This window comes from Ruegeria sp. C6 (assembly GCF_056537625.1).
Map to the genome: position 1 here is coordinate 114,352 of NZ_JBQFRW010000006.1, position 18,720 is coordinate 133,071.

Annotated in this window: 21 protein-coding genes; 15 read left to right on the forward strand and 6 right to left on the reverse strand. The window is 59.0% G+C overall.

The window, feature by feature from the left end:
- Window positions 1-34: 34 nt before the first annotated feature.
- Window positions 35-901, reverse strand: coding sequence for a branched-chain amino acid aminotransferase (locus ACR0MJ_RS17545; RefSeq protein WP_170398212.1), 867 nt, complete (start codon window positions 899-901; stop codon window positions 35-37).
- Window positions 902-1,059: 158 nt separating this feature from the next.
- Here ACR0MJ_RS17545 and ACR0MJ_RS17550 point away from each other — a divergent pair, with 158 nt between their 5' ends.
- From ACR0MJ_RS17550 to ACR0MJ_RS17615, 14 genes are all read left to right on the forward strand, one after another.
- Window positions 1,060-1,572: a MarR family winged helix-turn-helix transcriptional regulator gene (locus ACR0MJ_RS17550; RefSeq protein WP_170398209.1), complete on the forward strand. Its 513-nt coding sequence runs from the start codon at window positions 1,060-1,062 to the stop codon at window positions 1,570-1,572.
- On the forward strand, window positions 1,569-2,270 hold the full coding sequence (locus ACR0MJ_RS17555; RefSeq protein ID WP_170513633.1) for a response regulator: 702 nt from the start codon (window positions 1,569-1,571) through the stop codon (window positions 2,268-2,270). The genes ACR0MJ_RS17550 and ACR0MJ_RS17555 overlap by 4 nt, the downstream gene beginning before the upstream one ends.
- Before the next feature lie 69 nt (window positions 2,271-2,339).
- Entirely contained in the window at window positions 2,340-3,266 is a 927-nt protein-coding gene (locus ACR0MJ_RS17560) for a histone deacetylase family protein (RefSeq protein ID WP_480761957.1), read from the forward strand.
- Window positions 3,263-3,505, forward strand: coding sequence for an exodeoxyribonuclease VII small subunit (locus tag ACR0MJ_RS17565; RefSeq protein WP_010443127.1), 243 nt, complete (start codon window positions 3,263-3,265; stop codon window positions 3,503-3,505). The genes ACR0MJ_RS17560 and ACR0MJ_RS17565 overlap by 4 nt, the downstream gene beginning before the upstream one ends.
- Window positions 3,506-4,372, forward strand: a complete 867-nt coding sequence (locus ACR0MJ_RS17570) for a polyprenyl synthetase family protein (protein ID WP_480761959.1) — start codon at window positions 3,506-3,508, stop codon at window positions 4,370-4,372.
- 14 nt (window positions 4,373-4,386) lie between these two features.
- Window positions 4,387-6,315 carry a 1-deoxy-D-xylulose-5-phosphate synthase gene (gene dxs, locus ACR0MJ_RS17575; RefSeq protein WP_480761960.1) on the forward strand — a complete coding sequence of 643 codons (1,929 nt, stop codon included), beginning with the start codon at window positions 4,387-4,389 and terminating at the stop codon, window positions 6,313-6,315.
- Window positions 6,316-6,455: 140 nt separating this feature from the next.
- Window positions 6,456-6,965, forward strand: coding sequence for a ferredoxin-type protein NapF (napF, locus tag ACR0MJ_RS17580; RefSeq protein ID WP_480761962.1), 510 nt, complete (start codon window positions 6,456-6,458; stop codon window positions 6,963-6,965).
- Window positions 6,962-7,234 carry a chaperone NapD gene (locus ACR0MJ_RS17585; RefSeq protein ID WP_170425561.1) on the forward strand — a complete coding sequence of 91 codons (273 nt, stop codon included), beginning with the start codon at window positions 6,962-6,964 and terminating at the stop codon, window positions 7,232-7,234. Before napF ends, ACR0MJ_RS17585 begins: the two co-directional genes overlap by 4 nt.
- Window positions 7,235-7,251: 17 nt before the next feature.
- Window positions 7,252-9,744 carry a nitrate reductase catalytic subunit NapA gene (gene napA / locus ACR0MJ_RS17590; protein WP_170398190.1) on the forward strand — a complete coding sequence of 831 codons (2,493 nt, stop codon included), beginning with the start codon at window positions 7,252-7,254 and terminating at the stop codon, window positions 9,742-9,744.
- Window positions 9,745-9,771: 27 nt separating this feature from the next.
- On the forward strand, window positions 9,772-10,590 hold the full coding sequence (gene napG, locus ACR0MJ_RS17595; protein ID WP_170513614.1) for a ferredoxin-type protein NapG: 819 nt from the start codon (window positions 9,772-9,774) through the stop codon (window positions 10,588-10,590).
- Complete coding sequence (napH, locus tag ACR0MJ_RS17600; RefSeq protein ID WP_170566662.1) at window positions 10,587-11,498, forward strand: quinol dehydrogenase ferredoxin subunit NapH; 912 nt, start codon at window positions 10,587-10,589, stop codon at window positions 11,496-11,498. The genes napG and napH overlap by 4 nt, the downstream gene beginning before the upstream one ends.
- A 12-nt stretch (window positions 11,499-11,510) precedes the next feature.
- A complete protein-coding gene (locus ACR0MJ_RS17605; RefSeq protein WP_170398181.1) occupies window positions 11,511-11,945 on the forward strand; it encodes a nitrate reductase cytochrome c-type subunit in 435 nt (144 codons plus the stop codon).
- Window positions 11,946-11,971: 26 nt separating this feature from the next.
- Window positions 11,972-12,676 (forward strand): NapC/NirT family cytochrome c, encoded by a 705-nt coding sequence (locus tag ACR0MJ_RS17610; protein ID WP_170398176.1) that lies wholly within the window; start codon window positions 11,972-11,974, stop codon window positions 12,674-12,676.
- A 1-nt stretch (window position 12,677) separates the two neighbouring features.
- Window positions 12,678-12,935 carry a hypothetical protein gene (locus ACR0MJ_RS17615; RefSeq protein WP_170408114.1) on the forward strand — a complete coding sequence of 86 codons (258 nt, stop codon included), beginning with the start codon at window positions 12,678-12,680 and terminating at the stop codon, window positions 12,933-12,935.
- 33 nt (window positions 12,936-12,968) lie between these two features.
- On the opposite strand, the gene ACR0MJ_RS17620 is transcribed toward ACR0MJ_RS17615, so the two are convergent.
- A complete protein-coding gene (locus ACR0MJ_RS17620; protein ID WP_480761967.1) occupies window positions 12,969-13,670 on the reverse strand; it encodes a Crp/Fnr family transcriptional regulator in 702 nt (233 codons plus the stop codon).
- Window positions 13,671-13,855: 185 nt separating this feature from the next.
- On the opposite strand from ACR0MJ_RS17620, the gene hemA reads away from it, so the two are divergent.
- Window positions 13,856-15,079 (forward strand): 5-aminolevulinate synthase, encoded by a 1,224-nt coding sequence (gene hemA / locus ACR0MJ_RS17625; RefSeq protein WP_480761969.1) that lies wholly within the window; start codon window positions 13,856-13,858, stop codon window positions 15,077-15,079.
- 59 nt (window positions 15,080-15,138) lie between these two features.
- On the opposite strand, the gene ACR0MJ_RS17630 is transcribed toward hemA, so the two are convergent.
- From ACR0MJ_RS17630 to ACR0MJ_RS17645, 4 genes are read right to left on the reverse strand one after another with little or no spacing between them, the layout of a single operon-like run.
- Window positions 15,139-15,426, reverse strand: a complete 288-nt coding sequence (locus ACR0MJ_RS17630) for a cytochrome C oxidase subunit IV family protein (RefSeq protein ID WP_480761970.1) — start codon at window positions 15,424-15,426, stop codon at window positions 15,139-15,141.
- Window positions 15,427-15,431: 5 nt separating this feature from the next.
- Complete coding sequence (locus ACR0MJ_RS17635; RefSeq protein WP_480761972.1) at window positions 15,432-15,980, reverse strand: cytochrome c oxidase subunit 3; 549 nt, start codon at window positions 15,978-15,980, stop codon at window positions 15,432-15,434.
- A complete protein-coding gene (locus ACR0MJ_RS17640; protein ID WP_480761973.1) occupies window positions 15,977-17,899 on the reverse strand; it encodes a nitric oxide reductase activation protein NorD in 1,923 nt (640 codons plus the stop codon). Before ACR0MJ_RS17640 ends, ACR0MJ_RS17635 begins: the two co-directional genes overlap by 4 nt.
- Before the next feature lie 9 nt (window positions 17,900-17,908).
- Window positions 17,909-18,718, reverse strand: coding sequence for a CbbQ/NirQ/NorQ/GpvN family protein (locus tag ACR0MJ_RS17645; RefSeq protein ID WP_170398158.1), 810 nt, complete (start codon window positions 18,716-18,718; stop codon window positions 17,909-17,911).
- Window positions 18,719-18,720: the final 2 nt, after the last annotated feature.

Sequence of the window (18,720 nt, forward strand, 5' to 3'; positions counted from 1 at the left end):
CCCCGCCTGAGCGGGGGTTCAATACGGTGTTAACTTACGCGCGGACCAATTTCTCGTAATCTTCGGCGATTTCGCGGGTCAGATCGCCGACCTCGAAGGTATAATCGCCGATCTGCCCGACAGGTGTAACCTCGGCTGCAGTGCCAGTCAGCCAGCATTGCTCGAAATCGGCCATCTCCTCGGGACGGATCCGACGTTCATGAACAGTGATGCCCTTGTCTTTCAGCATCTGGATCACCGTCTGACGAGTGATGCCGTTGAGGAAGCAATCGGCCAGCGGGGTGTGCACTTCGCCATCCTTAACGAAGAAGACATTTGCCCCCGTCGCCTCGGCGACGTTGCCATTATAATCCATGAACAAAGCGTCCGAGCAGCCTTTGGCCTCAGCTTTGTGTTTGGAAATGGTGCAGATCATGTAAAGACCTGCTGCCTTGGCATGGACTGGAATGGTTTCCGGACTGGGTCGTTTCCACTCGGCAATGTCCAACTTGGCGCCTTGCATCTTAGCGTCACCGTAATAGGCACCCCAAGGCCAAACAGCGATGGCCATCCGAACCGGATTCTTGGCGGACGCCACACCCATATCCTCGCCCGAACCGCGCCAGACCAGCGCACGTACATACGCATCTTGAAGACCACTGGCTTTGAGCGCTTCTTCCTTGGCGGCCTCGATCTCATCGACCGAGTATGGCATCGGCATATCCAGCGCCTCTGCCGACGCGATTAGGCGTTCGGAATGTTCGCGGCTTTTGAAGATCTTGCCGTTGTAAGCGCGCTCACCCTCGAACACCGAAGACGCATAATGCATCGCGTGGGACAGGATGTGCACATTGGCCTCACGCCAGGGCACCAATTCGCCATCCATCCAGATGACACCGTCGCGATCGTCATATCCAGCCATGCGAAACCTCCTGAACCGGTCGATATTTCCGAATGTTGCGCCGTTTAGGTCCGTATCGGACACAATGTTGCGCAAAAACTGCGATTCGATACCTGTGCGCTCTTGGAATGTCAATAAGGCTGACATAAAGTCAGGTTATATTGCGAATGAGGCCCAACATGACCGACATCCGTCCCGCCCCGGTCTTTGGCGGAGAAAGCCTGTTGTTTCTGACAGATGAACAACTGAGGCAGGGTATCGAGGCTATGTTTTTTGCCTATCGCGGCTTTACCGCTGATCCGGACCGTATCCTGACTGAATTGGCCTATGGCCGTGCTCATCATCGGGCCATCCACTTCATCAACCGTGCGCCAGGAACGACGGTGAACAATTTGCTGGCCATATTGGGTGTCACGAAGCAATCGCTGAACCGTGTCTTGCGCAGCCTGATTGAAGATGGGTTGGTCGAAAGCCGGGTCGGGACAGTGGACAAACGCGAACGCCACCTATTTCTGACGGATAAGGGAAAGGCACTCGAGGCCAAACTATCTGACGCCCAGCGCGCCCGGATGCGTGCGGCCTACAAAGATGCGGGCCCCGAAGCGGTGGCCGGGTTTCGCAAAGTGCTTGAAGCGATGATGGATGCTGATATGCGTCGTGCATATACGAAACTGCGGGATACGACTTCATGAGCGAAATGGACGCCCATCTTCTGATCGTCGACGATGACGAGCGTATTCGTGATTTGCTCAAGAAATTCCTGATGCGCAGCGGTTTTCTTGTAACCGCGGCGCGGGATGCAGCGCACGCACGGCGGGTTTTGTCGGGGCTGGATTTCGATCTGATTGTGCTGGATGTGATGATGCCCGGCGAGGACGGCGTTAGCCTGACCCGATCCCTGCGCGACACCCATTCCACCCCGATCCTGCTGTTGACGGCCAAGGGCGAGACCGAGCATCGGATTGCCGGGCTTGAGGCGGGTGCGGATGACTATCTGGCCAAGCCATTCGAGCCGAAAGAGTTGCTGCTGAGGATCAACGCCATTCTGCGTCGGATGCCAGAGACGCCTGCACAGGACACGGCGGCGAAGATTCTACATCTTGGGCCCATTCGCTATGATATCGAACGCGGTGAGATGTGGCAGGGCGAAGACCCGGTGCGCCTAACCGCGACCGAAAGCCAGTTGATGAAAATATTCTCGGCTCAACCCGGCGAACCGATCAGCCGTGCCAAGCTGGTCGAAGATCTGGGGCGTGACAAAGGTCAGGCACAGGAGCGTGCTGTGGACGTACAGATCACCCGCTTGCGTCGGAAGCTTGAGCAAGATCCGAAGCAACCCCGGTATCTGCAGACCGTACGGGGTGCAGGGTATATGTTGGCACCGGATTGATCTTGCCGCTGCGCGGCGATCTTAAGCCTTCGGCGAAGGTATTTTTAGCCAGATGAAGATGGGATCCTGATGAAAACCGCCCTATTGACCCATGCAGATTGTTTGCACCATGTGACACCTGAGGGACATCCGGAACGGGTTGCGCGGTTGGAGCATATCCTGCATGCGCTTGAGGGGCTGGATCTTCAGCGTGTGACGGCGCCGTTGGCGGCGGATGATGATCTGCTAAGGGTGCATCCGCAGAACCATATCAGCGATATTCTCGACCATCGGCCCCCGGATGGGTTCAAGCAGATTGATGGGGATACGTTCATGTCTCCGGGATCTGTTGATGCAGCCTATCGTGCGGCAGGTGCCGCCGTGCGGGCCGTTGATATAGTTCTGGGCGGCGAAGCGCCGAACGCGTTTTGCGCTATTCGGCCTCCGGGGCATCATGCCGAGACCGAGACGGCCATGGGGTTCTGCCTGTTTGGGAATGCCGCGCTGGCTGCAAAGCACGCGTTGGATCATCACGGGTTGAACCGCGTGGCAGTGGTGGATTTCGACGTGCATCATGGCAATGGCACGCAAGACCTGCTTTGGGATGAGAAACGCGCTTTGGTGATCACCAGCCAGCAGATGCCCTTATGGCCCGGCTCGGGCCGCCCGGATGAGACCGGTGCTTATGAAACCGTTTTGAACATACCACTGGCTCCGGGCACGGGTGGGGCCGAGATGCGGGGAGCCTATGAAGCGCAAGCCTTTCCGCGTCTGCGGGCGTTCAGGCCGGAACTGATCATTATCTCCGCTGGGTTTGATGCGCATCAGGATGATCCGTTGGCCAATCTCAATTGGTCCACTGGCGATTTCGCCTGGATCACGGCGGAGCTGTGCAAGATTGCCGATGAAGTGTGTGATGGCCGTATCGTCTCGACTCTGGAAGGCGGTTATGATCTGAACGCATTGGCCGAGGCGACACGCGCCCATGTGGAAGAACTGATAAAGGCAGCACGATGACCGATACCCCAGTTGAACAGATGACGTTCGAACAAGCGATGAAAGAGCTTGAGGCCGTGGTTGGCCAGTTGGAACGTGGTGATGTGGCGCTGGATCAATCGATTGCGCTGTACGAACGTGGCGCCGCATTGAAGAAGCGCTGCGAGGATGAGTTGAAGCGTGCTGAGGAAAAAGTGGCCGCGATCACTCTGGACGCAGATGGCCAGCCAACCGGAACGACGCCTGTCGAAGGTCAGTAAATGTTTCGTGAAAAGCTGGCACAGGATGCCGCGCTGATTCAGAGCCATTTCGATCTGGTTCTGAGCGCGCTGGATGATCTGGATGTGACACAGGCCATGGCCTATGCCACCGAGGGCGGCAAGCGTCTGCGAGGGTTTCTGGTATTGGAAAGCGCGCGGCTGCTTGGCGTCGGTGCAGCTCGGGCAATCTGGCCAGCGACGAGTATCGAAGCGCTGCATGCATACTCTCTGGTGCATGACGACCTGCCTTGCATGGATGATGACGACCTGAGGCGTGGACGCCCGACGGTGCACGTGAAATGGGATGAGGGCACCGCCGTTCTGGCCGGGGATGCGCTGCAGACACTTGCGTTTGAGCTTTGCGCTCGGCCAGAGGTTGGAAACGCTGAAATACGCGCTGATTTGGCTCTAACACTGGCGAAAGCGAGCGGCGCACAGGGTATGGTTCTGGGTCAGGCGCTGGATATCGCCGCTGAGACGGCGGCGGAGCCGCTGACACTGGATGAGATTACACATCTGCAAGCGGGCAAGACCGGTGCGTTGATCGAATGGTCCGCCTGTGCGGGTGCGCGATTGGCGCAGGCCGATCCCACCCCCTTGCGCCAATATGCCCAGGCGCTTGGGCTTGCCTTTCAGATCGCGGATGACATTTTGGATGTCGAAGGAGATGCCGAAAAGGCCGGAAAGCGGCTGCAGAAAGACGCTGAGGCGGGCAAGGCGACCTTTGTCTCGCTACTGGGTTTGGACGCCGCCAGATCCCGTGCAATTGAGCTTGTGGAACAGGCTTGTGCTGCGCTGGACGAACATGGCTCCGCTGCAGAAACCTTGAAGCAGGCTGCCCGCTTCGTTATTGCCCGGGACAGCTAAGCCAGGAACGCCAAATGTCTGACCGCCCGAATACGCCCTTGTTGGACCTTGTGAGCCGCCCAACGGATCTGAAGCAGTTTTCAGATGCGCAGTTGCATCAGGTCGCACATGAGTTGCGGGCCGAGACGATTTCAGCAGTGTCGGTGACCGGAGGGCATCTGGGCGCGGGTCTGGGTGTCGTCGAGCTGACCACGGCGTTGCACGCGGTATTCGACACGCCACGAGACAAGATCATCTGGGACGTAGGTCACCAGTGTTATCCGCACAAGATTCTGACAGAACGCCGGGACCGAATTCGCACCCTGCGCACAAAAGACGGCCTAAGCGGATTCACCAAGCGCAGTGAAAGCGCCTATGATCCATTCGGCGCTGCACATTCCAGTACCTCGATCAGTGCCGCGCTAGGCTTTGCTGTCGCGCGTGATCTGGGCGGCGTTACGCCTGAAGGGCTGGGCGATGCGATCGCTGTGATCGGCGATGGCTCTATGTCCGCCGGCATGGCCTTTGAGGCGATGAATAATGCAGGCCATCTGAAGAAACGCTTGATCGTAATTCTCAATGACAATGAGATGAGCATTGCACCGCCGGTGGGTGCCCTATCGAATTATCTATCGCGCATTTATGCCGAAGAACCGTTTCACGATCTGAAAGCTGCTGCCAAAGGTGCGGTGTCGTTGCTGCCGGAACCCTTCCGCGAAGGGGCAAAGCGCGCCAAGGATATGCTGAAGGGCATGGCCATGGGCGGGACGCTATTTGAAGAGCTCGGCTTTTCCTATCTCGGCCCCATCGACGGGCATGATCTGGACCAGTTGCTGCCGGTTCTGCGTGCGGTCAAGGCGAAGGCAAGCGGACCGATCCTGATCCATGTGCTGACCAAGAAAGGCAAGGGGTATGCCCCCGCCGAACAGGCCCGCGACAAGGGCCACGCGACCGCCAAGTTCGACGTGGTGACGGGCGAGCAGAAAAAGGCGCCCTCCAACGCGCCTTCCTATACCTCGGTCTTTGGCAAGACACTGGTCGATGAAGCAGCGCGGGATGACAAGATCGTCGCGGTTACAGCCGCGATGCCGGACGGGACCGGGCTGAACCTGTTTGCCGAGCGCTATCCGTCGCGCTGTTTCGACGTAGCGATTGCCGAACAGCATGGCGTGACCTTCTCGGCTGCGTTGGCCGCCGGGGGAATGAAGCCTTTCTGTGCGATGTATTCAACCTTCCTGCAGCGTGGCTATGATCAGGTTGTGCATGATGTGGCGATCCAACGCCTGCCGGTGCGATTTGCCATCGACCGTGCGGGTCTGGTTGGGGCAGACGGTGCGACCCATGCGGGGTCGTTTGATATTGCTTACATGGCCAACCTTCCGGGTATGGTTGTCATGGCGGCTGCAGATGAGGCCGAATTGATGCACATGGTCGCCACTGCGGTGGCACATGACGATGGCCCGATCGCTTTCCGGTATCCTCGCGGCGAAGGAGCGGGCGTTGATCTGCCCGAGCGCGGAGAAATATTGGAGATCGGCAAGGGCCGATTGATCCAGAAAGGTGCCCGGGTGGCGCTGCTGTCTTTCGGTACGCGGCTGGCCGAAGTGCAGAAAGCAGCAGAGGCGCTGTCGGCGCGCGGGATCAAGCCCACCATCGCCGATGCACGCTTTGCCAAACCGCTGGATCGGGACCTGATCCTTGATCTGGCTGCCAATCACGAGGCACTGATCACCATCGAGGAAGGGGCCATCGGCGGCTTTGGCAGCCATGTTGCGCAATTGCTTGCGGATGAGGGCGTGTTTGACGAAGGGTTGAAGTATCGCTCGATGGTGCTGCCGGATATCTTCATCGATCAGGCGAGCCCGGCGGATATGTACGCCGTCGCAGGAATGAACGCAGAACAGATCGAGGCAAAGGTGCTTTCGGTTCTTGGCGTTGCTACAATCGGTGAGAAACGCGCCTGATATTCGGGTGTTGCCGCCCCTGGATGCTGAAAAAATAAGCAGTTCAAAAATGATCTAGGTCAATTCCTTGCACGCTGTGCTACGCTAACACCCGAGTCAGGCAGGCCAACCCCTGTCGATCACTCAAAGGTCGCGAGCGAATGAACAAGCTAGCCAGCCGACGCGCATTCCTGAAAGGGAAAGTGCTGCGCGAGGATACATCAGCCATCCACCCACCGGGTGCGGTGACCGAGTTTCTTGAGCTTTGCGCTCAATGCGACGAATGCCGCGAGGCCTGCCCTGAAGATATCATCCGTTTCGACGCGCAAGGCTGGCCTGTTGTGCAATTGGACGCAGGCCCATGCACATTTTGCGGTGATTGCGCCAATGCTTGCCCGACCGGGGCGCTGAATCCTGAACACGTGGCTGATTGGCCTTGGCGCGCTGCGGTGTCGGCCTCTTGCCTGTCGATGAATGGTGTCAGCTGTCGGGTTTGTCAGGATGTCTGCGACCACAACGCGATCCGCTTTCGGCTGCAAACCGGTGGTCGTGCTGAACCTCAACTCGACACCGATATTTGTACCGGCTGTGGCGCTTGTGCCAGCGCCTGTCCTGCCGGTTCTGTCAGCTTTGAACGCCACACCCCGCCCACTCAGGAGGTAGCCTTATGAATATCTGTGGATGCCTCGTCCATGTAACCCCCGAAACCACGCAGAGTGCACAGGCCGCGATTGCAGGTACAAACGGGGCAGAAGTTCACGCGGCATCCGAGGATGGCCGCATTGTTGTTGTGGTCGAGGATACGCCGGAAAAAATGGCGTCCGAGACGATCATGGATCTGCACCAGATCCCGGGTGTGATCTCTCTGACCCTGACCTACCACCATTTCGAAGACCTCGCGGAGACCCGTCCGCACCTTAACGCTTCTCGCCAGATCTAAAGCCGGAGACCCATGTCATGACCATCTCTGAATCCCGCCGGACCTTTTTGAAATCAACCGCCGCCGCTGCGACAGCATCAGCCGCAGGACTTCCCCTTGCGACCGGACAAGCCAGCGCTCAGGTCGGCAACCCTGATATCCGTTGGGACAAAGCCGCCTGCCGGTTCTGCGGCACCGGATGCTCGGTTCTGGTTGGCACCAAAGACGGGCGCGTGGTCGCCACGCAAGGCGACCCGGATGCGCCGGTGAACCGCGGTCTGAACTGTATCAAGGGCTATTTCCTGTCCAAGATCATGTACGGCAAAGACCGCCTGACCACGCCGATGCTGCGCAAAACCAACGGCGAATATGACAAGAATGGTGAGTTCGAACCCGTCAGCTGGGACGAAGCCTTCGACGTCATGGCTGCCAAGTGGAAAGAGGCCCTTGCCAAGAAAGGCCCGACCAGTGTCGGCATGTTCGGTTCGGGCCAGTGGACCGTTTGGGAGGGCTACGCTGCTGCCAAGATGATGAAAGCCGGTTTCCGATCCAACAACATCGACCCCAACGCGCGCCATTGTATGGCCTCGGCGGTTGTCGGCTTCATGCGCACCTTCGGCATTGATGAACCAATGGGCTGCTATGACGATTTCGAGCACGCAGACACATTCGTGCTCTGGGGCTCGAACATGGCCGAGATGCACCCGATTCTGTGGTCACGCCTGACCGACACGCGTCTGACCAAACCGGGATCCGAAGTGCATGTACTGTCGACCTATGAACACCGCTCGTTCGAGTTGGCCGACAATGGAATGGTCTTTGCGCCGCAGACCGATCTGGCGATCCTGAACTATATCGCCAACTACATTATCCAGAACGGCGCGGTGAACGAAGAGTTCGTCAACAAACACGTCAACATCACCAAGACCGCCACCGATATTGGCTATGGACTGCGCGATAACAACCCGCTGCAGGAAGAGGCAGAGAATCCAAACTCTGGCAAGATGGAGCCGATCAGCTTCGAAGAATATGCCGAAGCGGTATCGGAATACACGCTGGAATACACATCGGAACTCTCCGGTGTTCCTGCCGCTCAGCTTGAGCGTCTGGCCCAGCAATATGCCGACCCCAACCGCAAGGTGATGAGCCTGTGGACCATGGGCTTCAACCAGCACACTCGCGGATCGTGGGTGAACTCGCTGATGTACAATGTGCACCTGCTGGTGGGTAAGATTTCCGAACCCGGAAACTCGCCCTTCTCGCTGACCGGTCAACCTTCGGCCTGTGGTACGGCACGTGAGGTCGGAACCTTCGCTCACCGTCTGCCGGCTGATATGGTTGTGGCAAACGACAAACACCGCGAGATTTGCGAGACCGCGTGGAAAATTCCTGCGGGCACCATCCCACCCAAACCCGGGTTCCACGCCGTTTTGCAGCACCGCAAGCTGAAGGACGGCGATCTGAATGCCTATTGGGTGCAGTGCACCAACAACATGCAGGCCGCGCCCAATATCAACGAAGAAGGCTATCCCGGCTATCGCAACCCGGAGAACTTCATTGCCGTCTCCGATCCCTATCCTACTGTAACAGCCCTGTCGGCTGACCTGATCCTTCCTACCGCCATGTGGGTCGAGAAGGAAGGCGCCTATGGCAACGCCGAGCGTCGCACCCAATTCTGGCGGCAACAGGTCAAAGCGCCGGGCGAAGCGAAATCCGATCTGTGGCAGTTGATGGAGTTCTCCAAACGCTTCACCGTTGAAGAGGTTTGGGGCGAGGAACTGCTGGCGACCATGCCAGAACATCGTGGTAAGACCATGTATGACGTGCTGTTCGCCAATGGCACGATCGACAAGTTCCCGCTGTCAGAGACCGCAGAAGGATTCGACAACGACGAGTCCGAGCACTTTGGCTACTACGTGCAAAAGGGCCTGTTCGAGGAATATGCCGAGTTTGGGCGCGGCCACGCGCACGATCTGGCCCCATTCGAAACCTACCACCAGGCGCGTGGCCTGCGCTGGCCAGTCGTGGATGGTAAGGAAACACTGTACCGCTTCCGAGAAGGCTATGATCCGTATGTGCCTGAAGGCGAAGACGTGAAATTCTATGGCCATAAGGACGGCAAGGCCAAGATCATCTTCGCGCCATACGAACCCGCCCCCGAGGTACCGGATGAGGAATTCAACCTGTGGCTCTGCACAGGGCGTGTGCTGGAACATTGGCATTCAGGTTCGATGACCCGCCGCGTGCCCGAACTGCACCGCTCCTATCCCGCCGCCGTTGTCTACATGCACCCGGACGATGCGCGCGACCGCGGTCTGCGCCGCGGGCAGGAGATCGTTCTTTCCACCCGCCGCGGCGAAGTTAACAGCCGGGTCGAAACCCGAGGCCGGAACAAAGTGCCGCGTGGCCTGGTGTTCATGCCATGGTTCGACGAAGGCCAGTTGACAAACAAGCTGACTTTGGACGCGACCTGCCCGCTCTCGAAAGAGACCGACTTCAAGAAATGCGCCTGTAAGGTCGAGCGCGCGTAAAAGGCTGGCAAGGCAAAGGTCGTCCCCATGTCTCGTGTTGGCACACCCCTTTCGCCGCAGCGGCGCCGGTTCCTGCAGGACTCGGCGCGCGCAGCGGGTGGTTGCGTAGCAGCCGGGTCCTTGCTGGCCTGGCTGGCGCGGGACGCACGGGCGTTGCCGGCCGAGGCGTTGCGCCCCCCCGGTGCCTTGCCGGAAAAAGACTTTCTGTCAGCCTGCATCCGCTGTGGTCTGTGCGTGAGAGAGTGTCCCTATGACACGCTGAAACTGGCCGAGCTGGGTGTCGATGCGGTGGCCACCGGCACGCCGTATTTCACCGCCCGTGATATCCCTTGCGAAATGTGTGACGACATCCCCTGTGTCGCTGCCTGCCCGACCGGGGCGCTGGACCCCGGCCTGGACAATATCGACGACGCCAAGATGGGTGTCGCCGTTCTGGTCGATCAGGAAAACTGCCTGAACTTCTTCGGCCTGCGCTGCGATGTCTGTTACCGCGTCTGCCCCGTCATCGACGAGGCCATTACGCTGGAGACCGAACACAACGCCCGCTCGGGCAGTCACGCGATCTTCATTCCGACCGTTCACGCCGATCATTGCACCGGCTGCGGCGTTTGCGAGAAAAGCTGCGTTCTGCCCGAAGCGGCGATCAAGGTGCTGCCCGCCCGATTGGCTCGGGGCAGCAGCGCCGATCACTACCGCAAGGGCTGGGAAGAGAAAGAAGCCAAAGGCGCGCCCGTCGTCGAAGGTATCATCGATTTGCCTGATCGCCTGCCGGGACCGGGCACCGATAACCTTGTCGCACCGGGCGGGTTTGAGCCCAGCTTCAAATTGCCGGAGGTCACTCAATGACCGTCCGCACAAACATGCCGCTGGGGCATGAAGCTATCGCCGCCAAGGGTTGGCTGAGTGCCCATAAATACCTGCTGCTGCGCCGCGCCAGCCAAGTGTTCTTCCTGGTACTGTTCCTGTTGGGCCCGTGGTTCGGCCTCTGGATCGTGCAGGGCACTCTGGCCGGGTCGCTGACCCTAGGCGTACTGCCCCTGACCGATCCGTTTGTCTTTCTGCAAAGTCTGATCGCAGGGCACTGGCCCGAGCTGACTGCCGCCATAGGTGCCGTCATCGTTCTGGTGACCTACGCGCTGGTCGGAGGCCGCGTCTATTGCTCGTGGGTCTGCCCGATCAACCCTGTAACCGACGGCGCGCACTGGCTGCACCGCAAGCTGGGCCTGCAAAAAGGCTGGCAGCCCAAACGCGGAACGCGGCTGTGGATCATGGCCACCGTGCTGGTCGTGTCCGGCCTGACCGGCGCAATTGCATGGGAACTGGTCAACCCGATCACCATGCTGCATCGCGGACTGATCTTTGGCATGGGCTTCGTCTGGGCGATGGTCGCCGCGATCTTCCTGTTTGACTTGCTTGTCTCGCGCCATGGATGGTGCGGCCATGTCTGCCCCGTAGGCGCATTCTACGGACTGGTGGGCAGCAAGGCGATGCTGCGGGTCAGCGCCGCCAATCGCAACGCCTGTGACGATTGCATGGACTGCTACGCGGTTTGCCCGGAAAACCATGTGATCTCTCCGGCGCTGAAAGGCAAAGACAACCCGCTGATCCTGTCGCCCGACTGCACCAATTGCGGTCGCTGCATCGATGTCTGCGCTGAAGACGTTTTCAAATTCACCCATCGGTTCGACGCCCTGACCGTCGCGCCACCGGAATCAACCGCCGCGCCCCAGCCGCGCGCCTCAAGACCTTTTTGAAGGAGTGAGAAGATGAAAAAGCCGATCCTAGTGGGCCTTGCCCTGATCCCGCCGCTGCTCCTCGGTGGCCTGGCCCTCGCGCAGTCTGCCGGAGTTAACAGCCTACGCGGTGCCGAAGTCGATGAGCCCGCCGTTCTGGATCAGGTGCATCGGACAGTCGAAGGCCGAATGCAGCGTAATTATCGCCAGCAGCCGCCGCTGATCCCACATTCGATCGAACAGTACCAGATCGACCTGCGCACCAATCAGTGCCTCTCCTGCCATGACTGGACCAAGGCTGGTGAGCGCAACGCTCCGACGTTGTCGATGACTCACTATCTGGACCGCGAAGGGCGAGAGTTGGATCAGATCGCCGGCACACGGTATTTCTGCAATCAGTGCCACGTACCACAGGCCGATGCGCTGCCTCTGGTCGATAACACTTTTGAACCTTCCTCCGGAAACTGAACACAGGTCGAAAAGGAGAGCGCGACATGTCCGACTCCCAAGAAAAACAAGGACTCATCCGGCGCCTCTGGACCTGGTTCTGGAGCCCGATCGCCGTCCTCAGTGTCGGCTTTACACTACTGGCCGGGTTTCTGGCAGGCATCCTGTTCTGGGGTGGGTTCCACTGGGCACTGGAATTGACCAACACGGAAGAGTTCTGCGTATCCTGCCACACGATGGAAACCAATCTGGGCGAATATCGGGAAACGGTCCATTACAATAACGATTCCGGCGTGCGGGCCATCTGTTCCGATTGCCACGTCCCGGACGAGTGGAACCACAAGATCAAGGCCAAGATCATGGCCGTGAAGGACGTCTACCACGAACTGGCAGGCACCATCAGCACGAAAGAGAAGTATGAGGACCATCGTCTTTCCATGGCGTCGGCCGTATGGAAGAAGATGAAGGAATCCGACAGCCGCGAATGCCGCAACTGCCACAACTTTGACTATATGGACTTCACCCTTCAGGAAACCCGCGCAGCCAGCGAACACCAGCGCGCAATCGACACCGGCATGACCTGCATCGATTGCCACCAGGGCATCGCACACAGTCTCCCACCCAATTATTTGGAAACGTATGAGAAGATTGCGAAAGAGGTAGATGGTGAGGTTCTCCAGGAACACGCTGCAGCATCAGGGGACGACATCCGCGCGTTCCTGAACAAAAGCTCGGAACAAGGTGGGGACTGAGATGTTAGAGATACTTGGAACCATCGGCGGTAACGTACTGGGTCTGCCCGGCATTCTGGGTCTGGCACTGGGAATGATGACGCGCCAATACTGGTTGGGTGCACTGATGGGTGGATTGGTTGGCCTGATCGCACCTCTGCTCTTTGCTGGTTGGCAGATTTCCCACGTTGGAACGATAGCGCTACTGATCGCAATTATCGTTGGTCTCTGCGCCGGAAGTCTGGGCACCGCCATTCGCCGCAAGGGCGCAACCGTCTAAAGTGGTTGGTCGGGCCCGGCGGCAATGCCGGGGTCACCGTCCCCAGTTTTCCGCCGGATCGCTTTCCGCATAGTCCCGCAAAAGCGCGATATCCGAGATTTCGGCGTGGTTGCGGTTGATCTTCACGCCCACCGTCTTGAGCCGCGAAAACGCCCGGCTCAGGCTTTCCGGCTTCATCCCCAGACGGCCTGCGATGAGCATCTTGTCGTAGGGCAGCAAAACCTCGCATCCGCCTTTGTCGCTGTCGCAGAGATTCAACAAAAACTCGGCCACGCGTTGCGCTCCGGTCTGAGCCTTGAGTTGCTCTAGCTGCGCCACCAACGAGTGAAGATGGGTAAAGGTCGCGGCCAGAATAGAAATACCGATCTCAGGGTCCTCTCTCATCAAAGAGATCAGTATCGGGCTGGGGATATGCATGACATCACAAGCCGATACGGCCTCGGCGGATACAGGATAGGGAACGTTACGCAGAGCTACGGCCTCACCAAAGCTGTCACCACGTTTGAAGACGCTCACGACGGCTTCGGCCCCGGTGGGGGTCATGCGGAACAGCTTGACCCAACCCTCAAGCACGACGTGGATGGCCTGCGCTTTTTCCTCCTGCAGGAATATTGTCTCACCACGGTCATACTGACGCCAGATCGCGTGGCTCAGCAGTGTTTCCACATGCTGTTCCGGTAAACTGCGCAGCAGCAGCGACTGACGTGCGATCGCTTTTTGTGCTTCGTGAGACAAGAGAATACCCCTGTTATTTCCTGCCGGCGCATGGGCGCGGTCGATCCATCCCTGTTCCACGCTATGCCAGAGCCGGCAGTTGTGCACCATAGTTTTATGTTGTCTAAACTTGACTATTGTCATGTTGCGGCTTGGTTCGCTGCCCTATTCTCGGCTCAAAGCCAGTATTCCGGGGAGCACGTAACATGGACTACGAGCGTTATTTCAGTCAAAGCCTCAGTGACCTTCGGGATGAAGGGAACTATCGTGTTTTCATAGACTTGCAACGTCGCTGTGGTTCTTTCCCGAACGCACGTCAGACGGATGGATCTGTCCAGCGAAATGTGCGGATCTGGTGTTCCAATGACTATCTCGGCATGGGTCAGCACCCATCTGTTATCGATGCAATGCATGCCGCATTGGATCGCTGTGGCGCGGGGGCCGGGGGCACGCGAAACATATCAGGCACCACTCACGACCACGTGCTGCTTGAGGCCGAACTGGCCGATCTGCATGGAAAGGAAGCCGCGCTTCTGTTTACTTCCGGGTATGTTTCGAATTGGGCAGCCCTTGGCACTCTCGCCGCGAAAATCCCCGGCCTGATCGTATTCTCTGATGCACTGAACCATGCCTCGATGATCGAAGGCATCCGCCACTCGCGGGCGCAGAAAGTGATCTGGAAACACAACGATTTGGATGACCTTGAAGCCAAACTGGCCGCAGCTGATCCCGATGCGCCGAAGATGATCGCGTTCGAGTCGGTCTATTCGATGGATGGTGACATCGCCCCCATCAAAGAGATTTGCGATCTCGCCGACAAATACGGCGCGATGACCTATCTGGATGAGGTTCATGCCGTTGGCCTCTATGGGCCACGCGGCGGTGGTATCGCTGAACGAAAAGGCCTCATGGATCGCCTGACGGTGATCGAAGGCACGCTTGGTAAAGCGTTCGGTGTGGTGGGCGGGTATATTGCTGCCTCGGCTGCGCTGTGCGATTTCGTGCGCAGCTTCGCCAGCGGGTTTATTTTTACCACCGCCCTGCCACCATCGATCGCGGCCGGGGCCGCGGCCTCGATCCGGCATTTGAAACAATCGAATGCTGAACGCGACCTGCAGAAAGCCCGTGTATCGCAGGTTCGGGCTCGTTTGGATGCGGAAGGTATTCCTCATATTCCTAACCCCAGCCACATCATCCCGGTGATGGTTGGCGATCCGGTGAAGTGCAAGTTTATCTCGGACACGCTGCTGGAAGAGTTCGGCATCTACATTCAGCCGATCAATTATCCCACCGTACCAAAAGGGACCGAGCGTCTGCGGATCACGCCGTCTCCGGTACATACGGATGAGGATATCGAGCATCTGGTTGGCGCGCTGTCCACCCTCTGGCAACGCTGTCAGATTGCGCGCATGCCGATGGCAGCCCAGTAACCAAGAAGCGCCCCCTAGCGTAATACTTCGCCGTCTCCCCGGAGGCGGCGTTTTTTGAGTCAGATCAGGTAGAGGGCGAAGACAATGATGGCAAAGCCCGTCAGCACCATGGTGAAACCTCGCAGCCAGGCCGGGCTGTTTACGAGATCAAGATAACAAGCCAGGATAACGCGACATTTCGCCAGTGCGAGGACCAGAATACACCCCGCCAGAACGGCTGGCGGGATGGGCAGCACAGTCAGCAGTGCTGATGCGACGCTGAGCACCAAAAGGGTCAGCCATGCAAGTGTGAGCGAATTATGGAGCGCCCTTCGCCAGTATTTGGGAAAAGATGGTGCTGCAGGCATCGGAATTATCCCAGCAGGTAGATCACGGGGAAAAGCAGGATCCAGACCAGATCGACCATGTGCCAGAATTGCGCACCTGCCTCAATGTTGCGTGGATCGTCACGCCAGGCGACCAGCAGCAGGATACCGACCCCTGCCAACACATGTGCGGCGTGAAACCCGGTCAGCAGATAATAGAACAGGAAAAACGGGTGGGTCTCATAGGTGATCCCCTGTGCAGCTTTGCCCGCGTATTCCGCACCTTTGATGATCAGGAACACGACACCCAGCGCGGCGGCAGTGATCAAGGCCATTCGAGCCACGCCCCGGCGCGCGATTTTTCGCCACTGCAGCGCCTGCGCCGCCAGATAGCCCGAGGTGACCAGCACCACCGTATTGAGCGCTGCCCCTGTCCGGTAAAGGTGCGATTGAGCCTCGGCAAATCCTGTCGGGTCGGTCAGGCGCACGCCCATAAAGGCAATCAGGCCCGCGCCGAAAACCAGCAATTCCGAGATGATCAGAACCCACATCAGCAGCTCGCCCGGAAGCTCATCGATCAAAGAGGCGTCGCTCATGCTCCAACCAGTTGGCGGTAAATCTGAGGCAGGGCCATGATCAGCCGGTGCGGGTCGGGGATGACGGCGAAGCCGCCTTGACCGAACATGCGCGGGAACCAGCTTTTGCCGGTTTTGTCGATGGTAACGCCAAAGACCGATTGCCCTGCCCGACGCGCCTCGCGCACGGCCATACAAGTGTCTTCGATGCCGTGGCGGCCCTCGTAATGATCCAGATCGTTGGGTTTGCCGTCAGTGATGATCAACAGCAACCGGCGTTTGCGCGATTGGCTGGCCAGATCGGCGGAACAATGGCGGATTGCGGCGCCGAGGCGGGTATAGTGGCCGGGGCGCAGCGAGGCGATGCGCTGTTCCACCAAACTACCCATCGGCTCATCGAAGCGTTTACAGCGCTGCACGTAAACCCGCTGGCGTTTCAGCGAGCTGAAGGCGTGGATGGCGAAATCGTCGCCGCAGGCGTTCAAACCCCAGGCGAGTGCCGCAAGAGCCTCGCGTTCAATGTCGATCACGGCGCGGCCTGTGACGGCGCTTTCGGTCGAGCGGCTGACATCCAGCAGGATAGACACCGCCAGATCGCGCGCCTCGGGGCGCGATTGCATCCAAATGCGTTCGGTGCCTTCGCCATTGGCACAACGGTCTACCTGCGCCCGAACGGCTGCCTCGATATCCAATTGGTCACCATCCAGATGACCGCGTGTCATCACGCGGCCCGGGCGCAGCGCCTCGAACTGGCGTTTCACGGCGTGGATGCGGCGGGCAGTGGCGGGGTCTTTGCCGAACTCGGCGGCATCTTCGCGAATCTCGGCATCCGAGGTCAGAACGTTGACATGATCGGGCAAGTATTGGCCGATGCGCACGTCCCATTCGGGATACAAAACCCGTCCCGACAGGCGTTCGCGGTTCACGTCCTCCGGAGCGAGGTCCAGATGAAGTTTCAGTTTGGTCGGCGGCGCCTTCGAGATCTGACCCAAGCCAATCTCTTCCTGATCATCGGCGGCTTTCTTGGCGTTATCAGGATCGTCATCGTCGATGCGCCGGTTGATGTTCAGGAACTCAGCCCAACTGAGGATCGCTTCGAACTTGTGCAGGATGAAACTGTCGCTGCGGTTGGCCTGATCCGATTTGCGGCGGCGGGCACGGTGGGTTTTTTCGCCGGATTCCTCGGGCGGTCCTTCGGTTTCGGGGTTCTCCACTTCGTTATGTTCGGAGAACCCGACCGGGCGCAACTCGGGCCACAGCGGGACAGGCCGGAAATGCTGATAGCCGCGCGGGGCGGTGAGGTCGTCATCCAACGCTAGAAGATGTTCAGCCTTTGGCGACAAAGGCGCGGGGTCGCCCAGCATGTGGCGGACCAGTTCTTCAACCGCTGCCTCGACGGGTGGCAGCCCGGAAATGTCGCGTTGATACAGCACGCCCTTACACAGTTCCGCATATAGCGGGCGCAGGCCGGGGGCGTTGTGCAACGCCGCCTCGACCATCTGTCGGGCGGCAACAAGCGCATGCAGGTCGGCGCGCAACGGGTCGTCTTCGTCGATACGAGTTCCGGCATGTGCAGCGGCGGCAGCCAGCCAGACATAAAGCGCACCGTTGGCTTCACGCGCGGGAAACACCGCCAGCCGATCCGGCAAACGCAGAACTTCGCCATCGAACGACGCACGCGGCATTAGCTCGGCCTCGGTTGCCAGACGACGACGCCACCCCAGACGGTGGCGCGAAATCTCGGGCGAGACCGGGCGCAATTCTACGCCCGGACTACCCCCAAGTCCTCGAAAGAGGACTGCCAGCCGCCCTGCGACCTCTGAGAGGTCGACCGCGGCTCCATCATGCACTTCAGGTGCATCAAGGCGACTGGCAAGGGTGTGCCACAGTTTCCCGATCGTTTCTTCGGGTTCCCATGGCTCAAAATCGATCCTGACCATCGGCCGGCCTCACCCAAAGACAGCCGTGACAAGATCGAGGAGCCCGCGTTTGATATCCTCATCATCAGTCAGAGGTTCGATCATTGCGGCGAGGATGGCGCGGTCGGTGGACATGCCCTGTGCGATCAGCGTCGCGGCATAAACGACCAGCCGGGTGGACACGCCTTCCTCAAGGTCCTGACCCTTAAGCCCGCGCAACTTACCTGCAAGGCGTACCAGCGGTTTACAGCGTTCAAGCGGCAGACCGCTTTCTTGCGCGACGACTTCGGCCTCCATCTCGGGCGAAGGAAAGTCGAATTCCAGCGAGATGAACCGCTGCCTGGTCGAGGGTTTCAGGGTTTTCAGGATATTCTGGTATCCGGGGTTGTACGAGGCCACCAGCATGAAGCCGGGCGCGGCCTCAAGCTCTTCACCGGTGCGGTCGATCGGCAGGATGCGCCGGTCATCGGTCAGCGGGTGCAGCACAACGGTGACGTCCTTGCGGGCTTCGACCACCTCATCAAGGTAGCAGATCGCGCCTTCGCGCACCGCACGAGTCAGAGGGCCATCAACCCAGACGGTTTCGCCGCCCTTCAACAGGTAGCGACCGATCAGGTCGGCGGCGGCGAGGTCATCGTGGCAGGCCACGGTGTAAAGCGGGCGGCCAAGCTTGGCGGCCATATGGGCAACAAAGCGGGTCTTACCGCAACCTGTTGGACCTTTCAGCAAAACCGGCAGGTCGTTGTTGTAGGCGGCGGTGAACACATCGCATTCATCGCTTTGGGCGAGGTAGAAGGGGGCGTTCGCCGCCCCCTCATTCAGTTTCATGGAGCCATCCATAT

Coding starts and splice junctions, on each gene's coding strand:
- ACR0MJ_RS17545 (WP_170398212.1), bottom strand. CDS start 901: ATGGCTGGATATGACGATCGCGACGGTGTCATCTGGATGGATGGCGAA.
- ACR0MJ_RS17550 (WP_170398209.1), top strand. CDS start 1,060: ATGACCGACATCCGTCCCGCCCCGGTCTTTGGCGGAGAAAGCCTGTTG.
- ACR0MJ_RS17555 (WP_170513633.1), top strand. CDS start 1,569: ATGAGCGAAATGGACGCCCATCTTCTGATCGTCGACGATGACGAGCGT.
- ACR0MJ_RS17560 (WP_480761957.1), top strand. CDS start 2,340: ATGAAAACCGCCCTATTGACCCATGCAGATTGTTTGCACCATGTGACA.
- ACR0MJ_RS17565 (WP_010443127.1), top strand. CDS start 3,263: ATGACCGATACCCCAGTTGAACAGATGACGTTCGAACAAGCGATGAAA.
- ACR0MJ_RS17570 (WP_480761959.1), top strand. CDS start 3,506: ATGTTTCGTGAAAAGCTGGCACAGGATGCCGCGCTGATTCAGAGCCAT.
- dxs (WP_480761960.1), top strand. CDS start 4,387: ATGTCTGACCGCCCGAATACGCCCTTGTTGGACCTTGTGAGCCGCCCA.
- napF (WP_480761962.1), top strand. CDS start 6,456: ATGAACAAGCTAGCCAGCCGACGCGCATTCCTGAAAGGGAAAGTGCTG.
- ACR0MJ_RS17585 (WP_170425561.1), top strand. CDS start 6,962: ATGAATATCTGTGGATGCCTCGTCCATGTAACCCCCGAAACCACGCAG.
- napA (WP_170398190.1), top strand. CDS start 7,252: ATGACCATCTCTGAATCCCGCCGGACCTTTTTGAAATCAACCGCCGCC.
- napG (WP_170513614.1), top strand. CDS start 9,772: ATGTCTCGTGTTGGCACACCCCTTTCGCCGCAGCGGCGCCGGTTCCTG.
- napH (WP_170566662.1), top strand. CDS start 10,587: ATGACCGTCCGCACAAACATGCCGCTGGGGCATGAAGCTATCGCCGCC.
- ACR0MJ_RS17605 (WP_170398181.1), top strand. CDS start 11,511: ATGAAAAAGCCGATCCTAGTGGGCCTTGCCCTGATCCCGCCGCTGCTC.
- ACR0MJ_RS17610 (WP_170398176.1), top strand. CDS start 11,972: ATGTCCGACTCCCAAGAAAAACAAGGACTCATCCGGCGCCTCTGGACC.
- ACR0MJ_RS17615 (WP_170408114.1), top strand. CDS start 12,678: ATGTTAGAGATACTTGGAACCATCGGCGGTAACGTACTGGGTCTGCCC.
- hemA (WP_480761969.1), top strand. CDS start 13,856: ATGGACTACGAGCGTTATTTCAGTCAAAGCCTCAGTGACCTTCGGGAT.
- ACR0MJ_RS17630 (WP_480761970.1), bottom strand. CDS start 15,426: ATGCCTGCAGCACCATCTTTTCCCAAATACTGGCGAAGGGCGCTCCAT.
- ACR0MJ_RS17635 (WP_480761972.1), bottom strand. CDS start 15,980: ATGAGCGACGCCTCTTTGATCGATGAGCTTCCGGGCGAGCTGCTGATG.
- ACR0MJ_RS17640 (WP_480761973.1), bottom strand. CDS start 17,899: ATGGTCAGGATCGATTTTGAGCCATGGGAACCCGAAGAAACGATCGGG.
- ACR0MJ_RS17645 (WP_170398158.1), bottom strand. CDS start 18,718: ATGGATGGCTCCATGAAACTGAATGAGGGGGCGGCGAACGCCCCCTTC.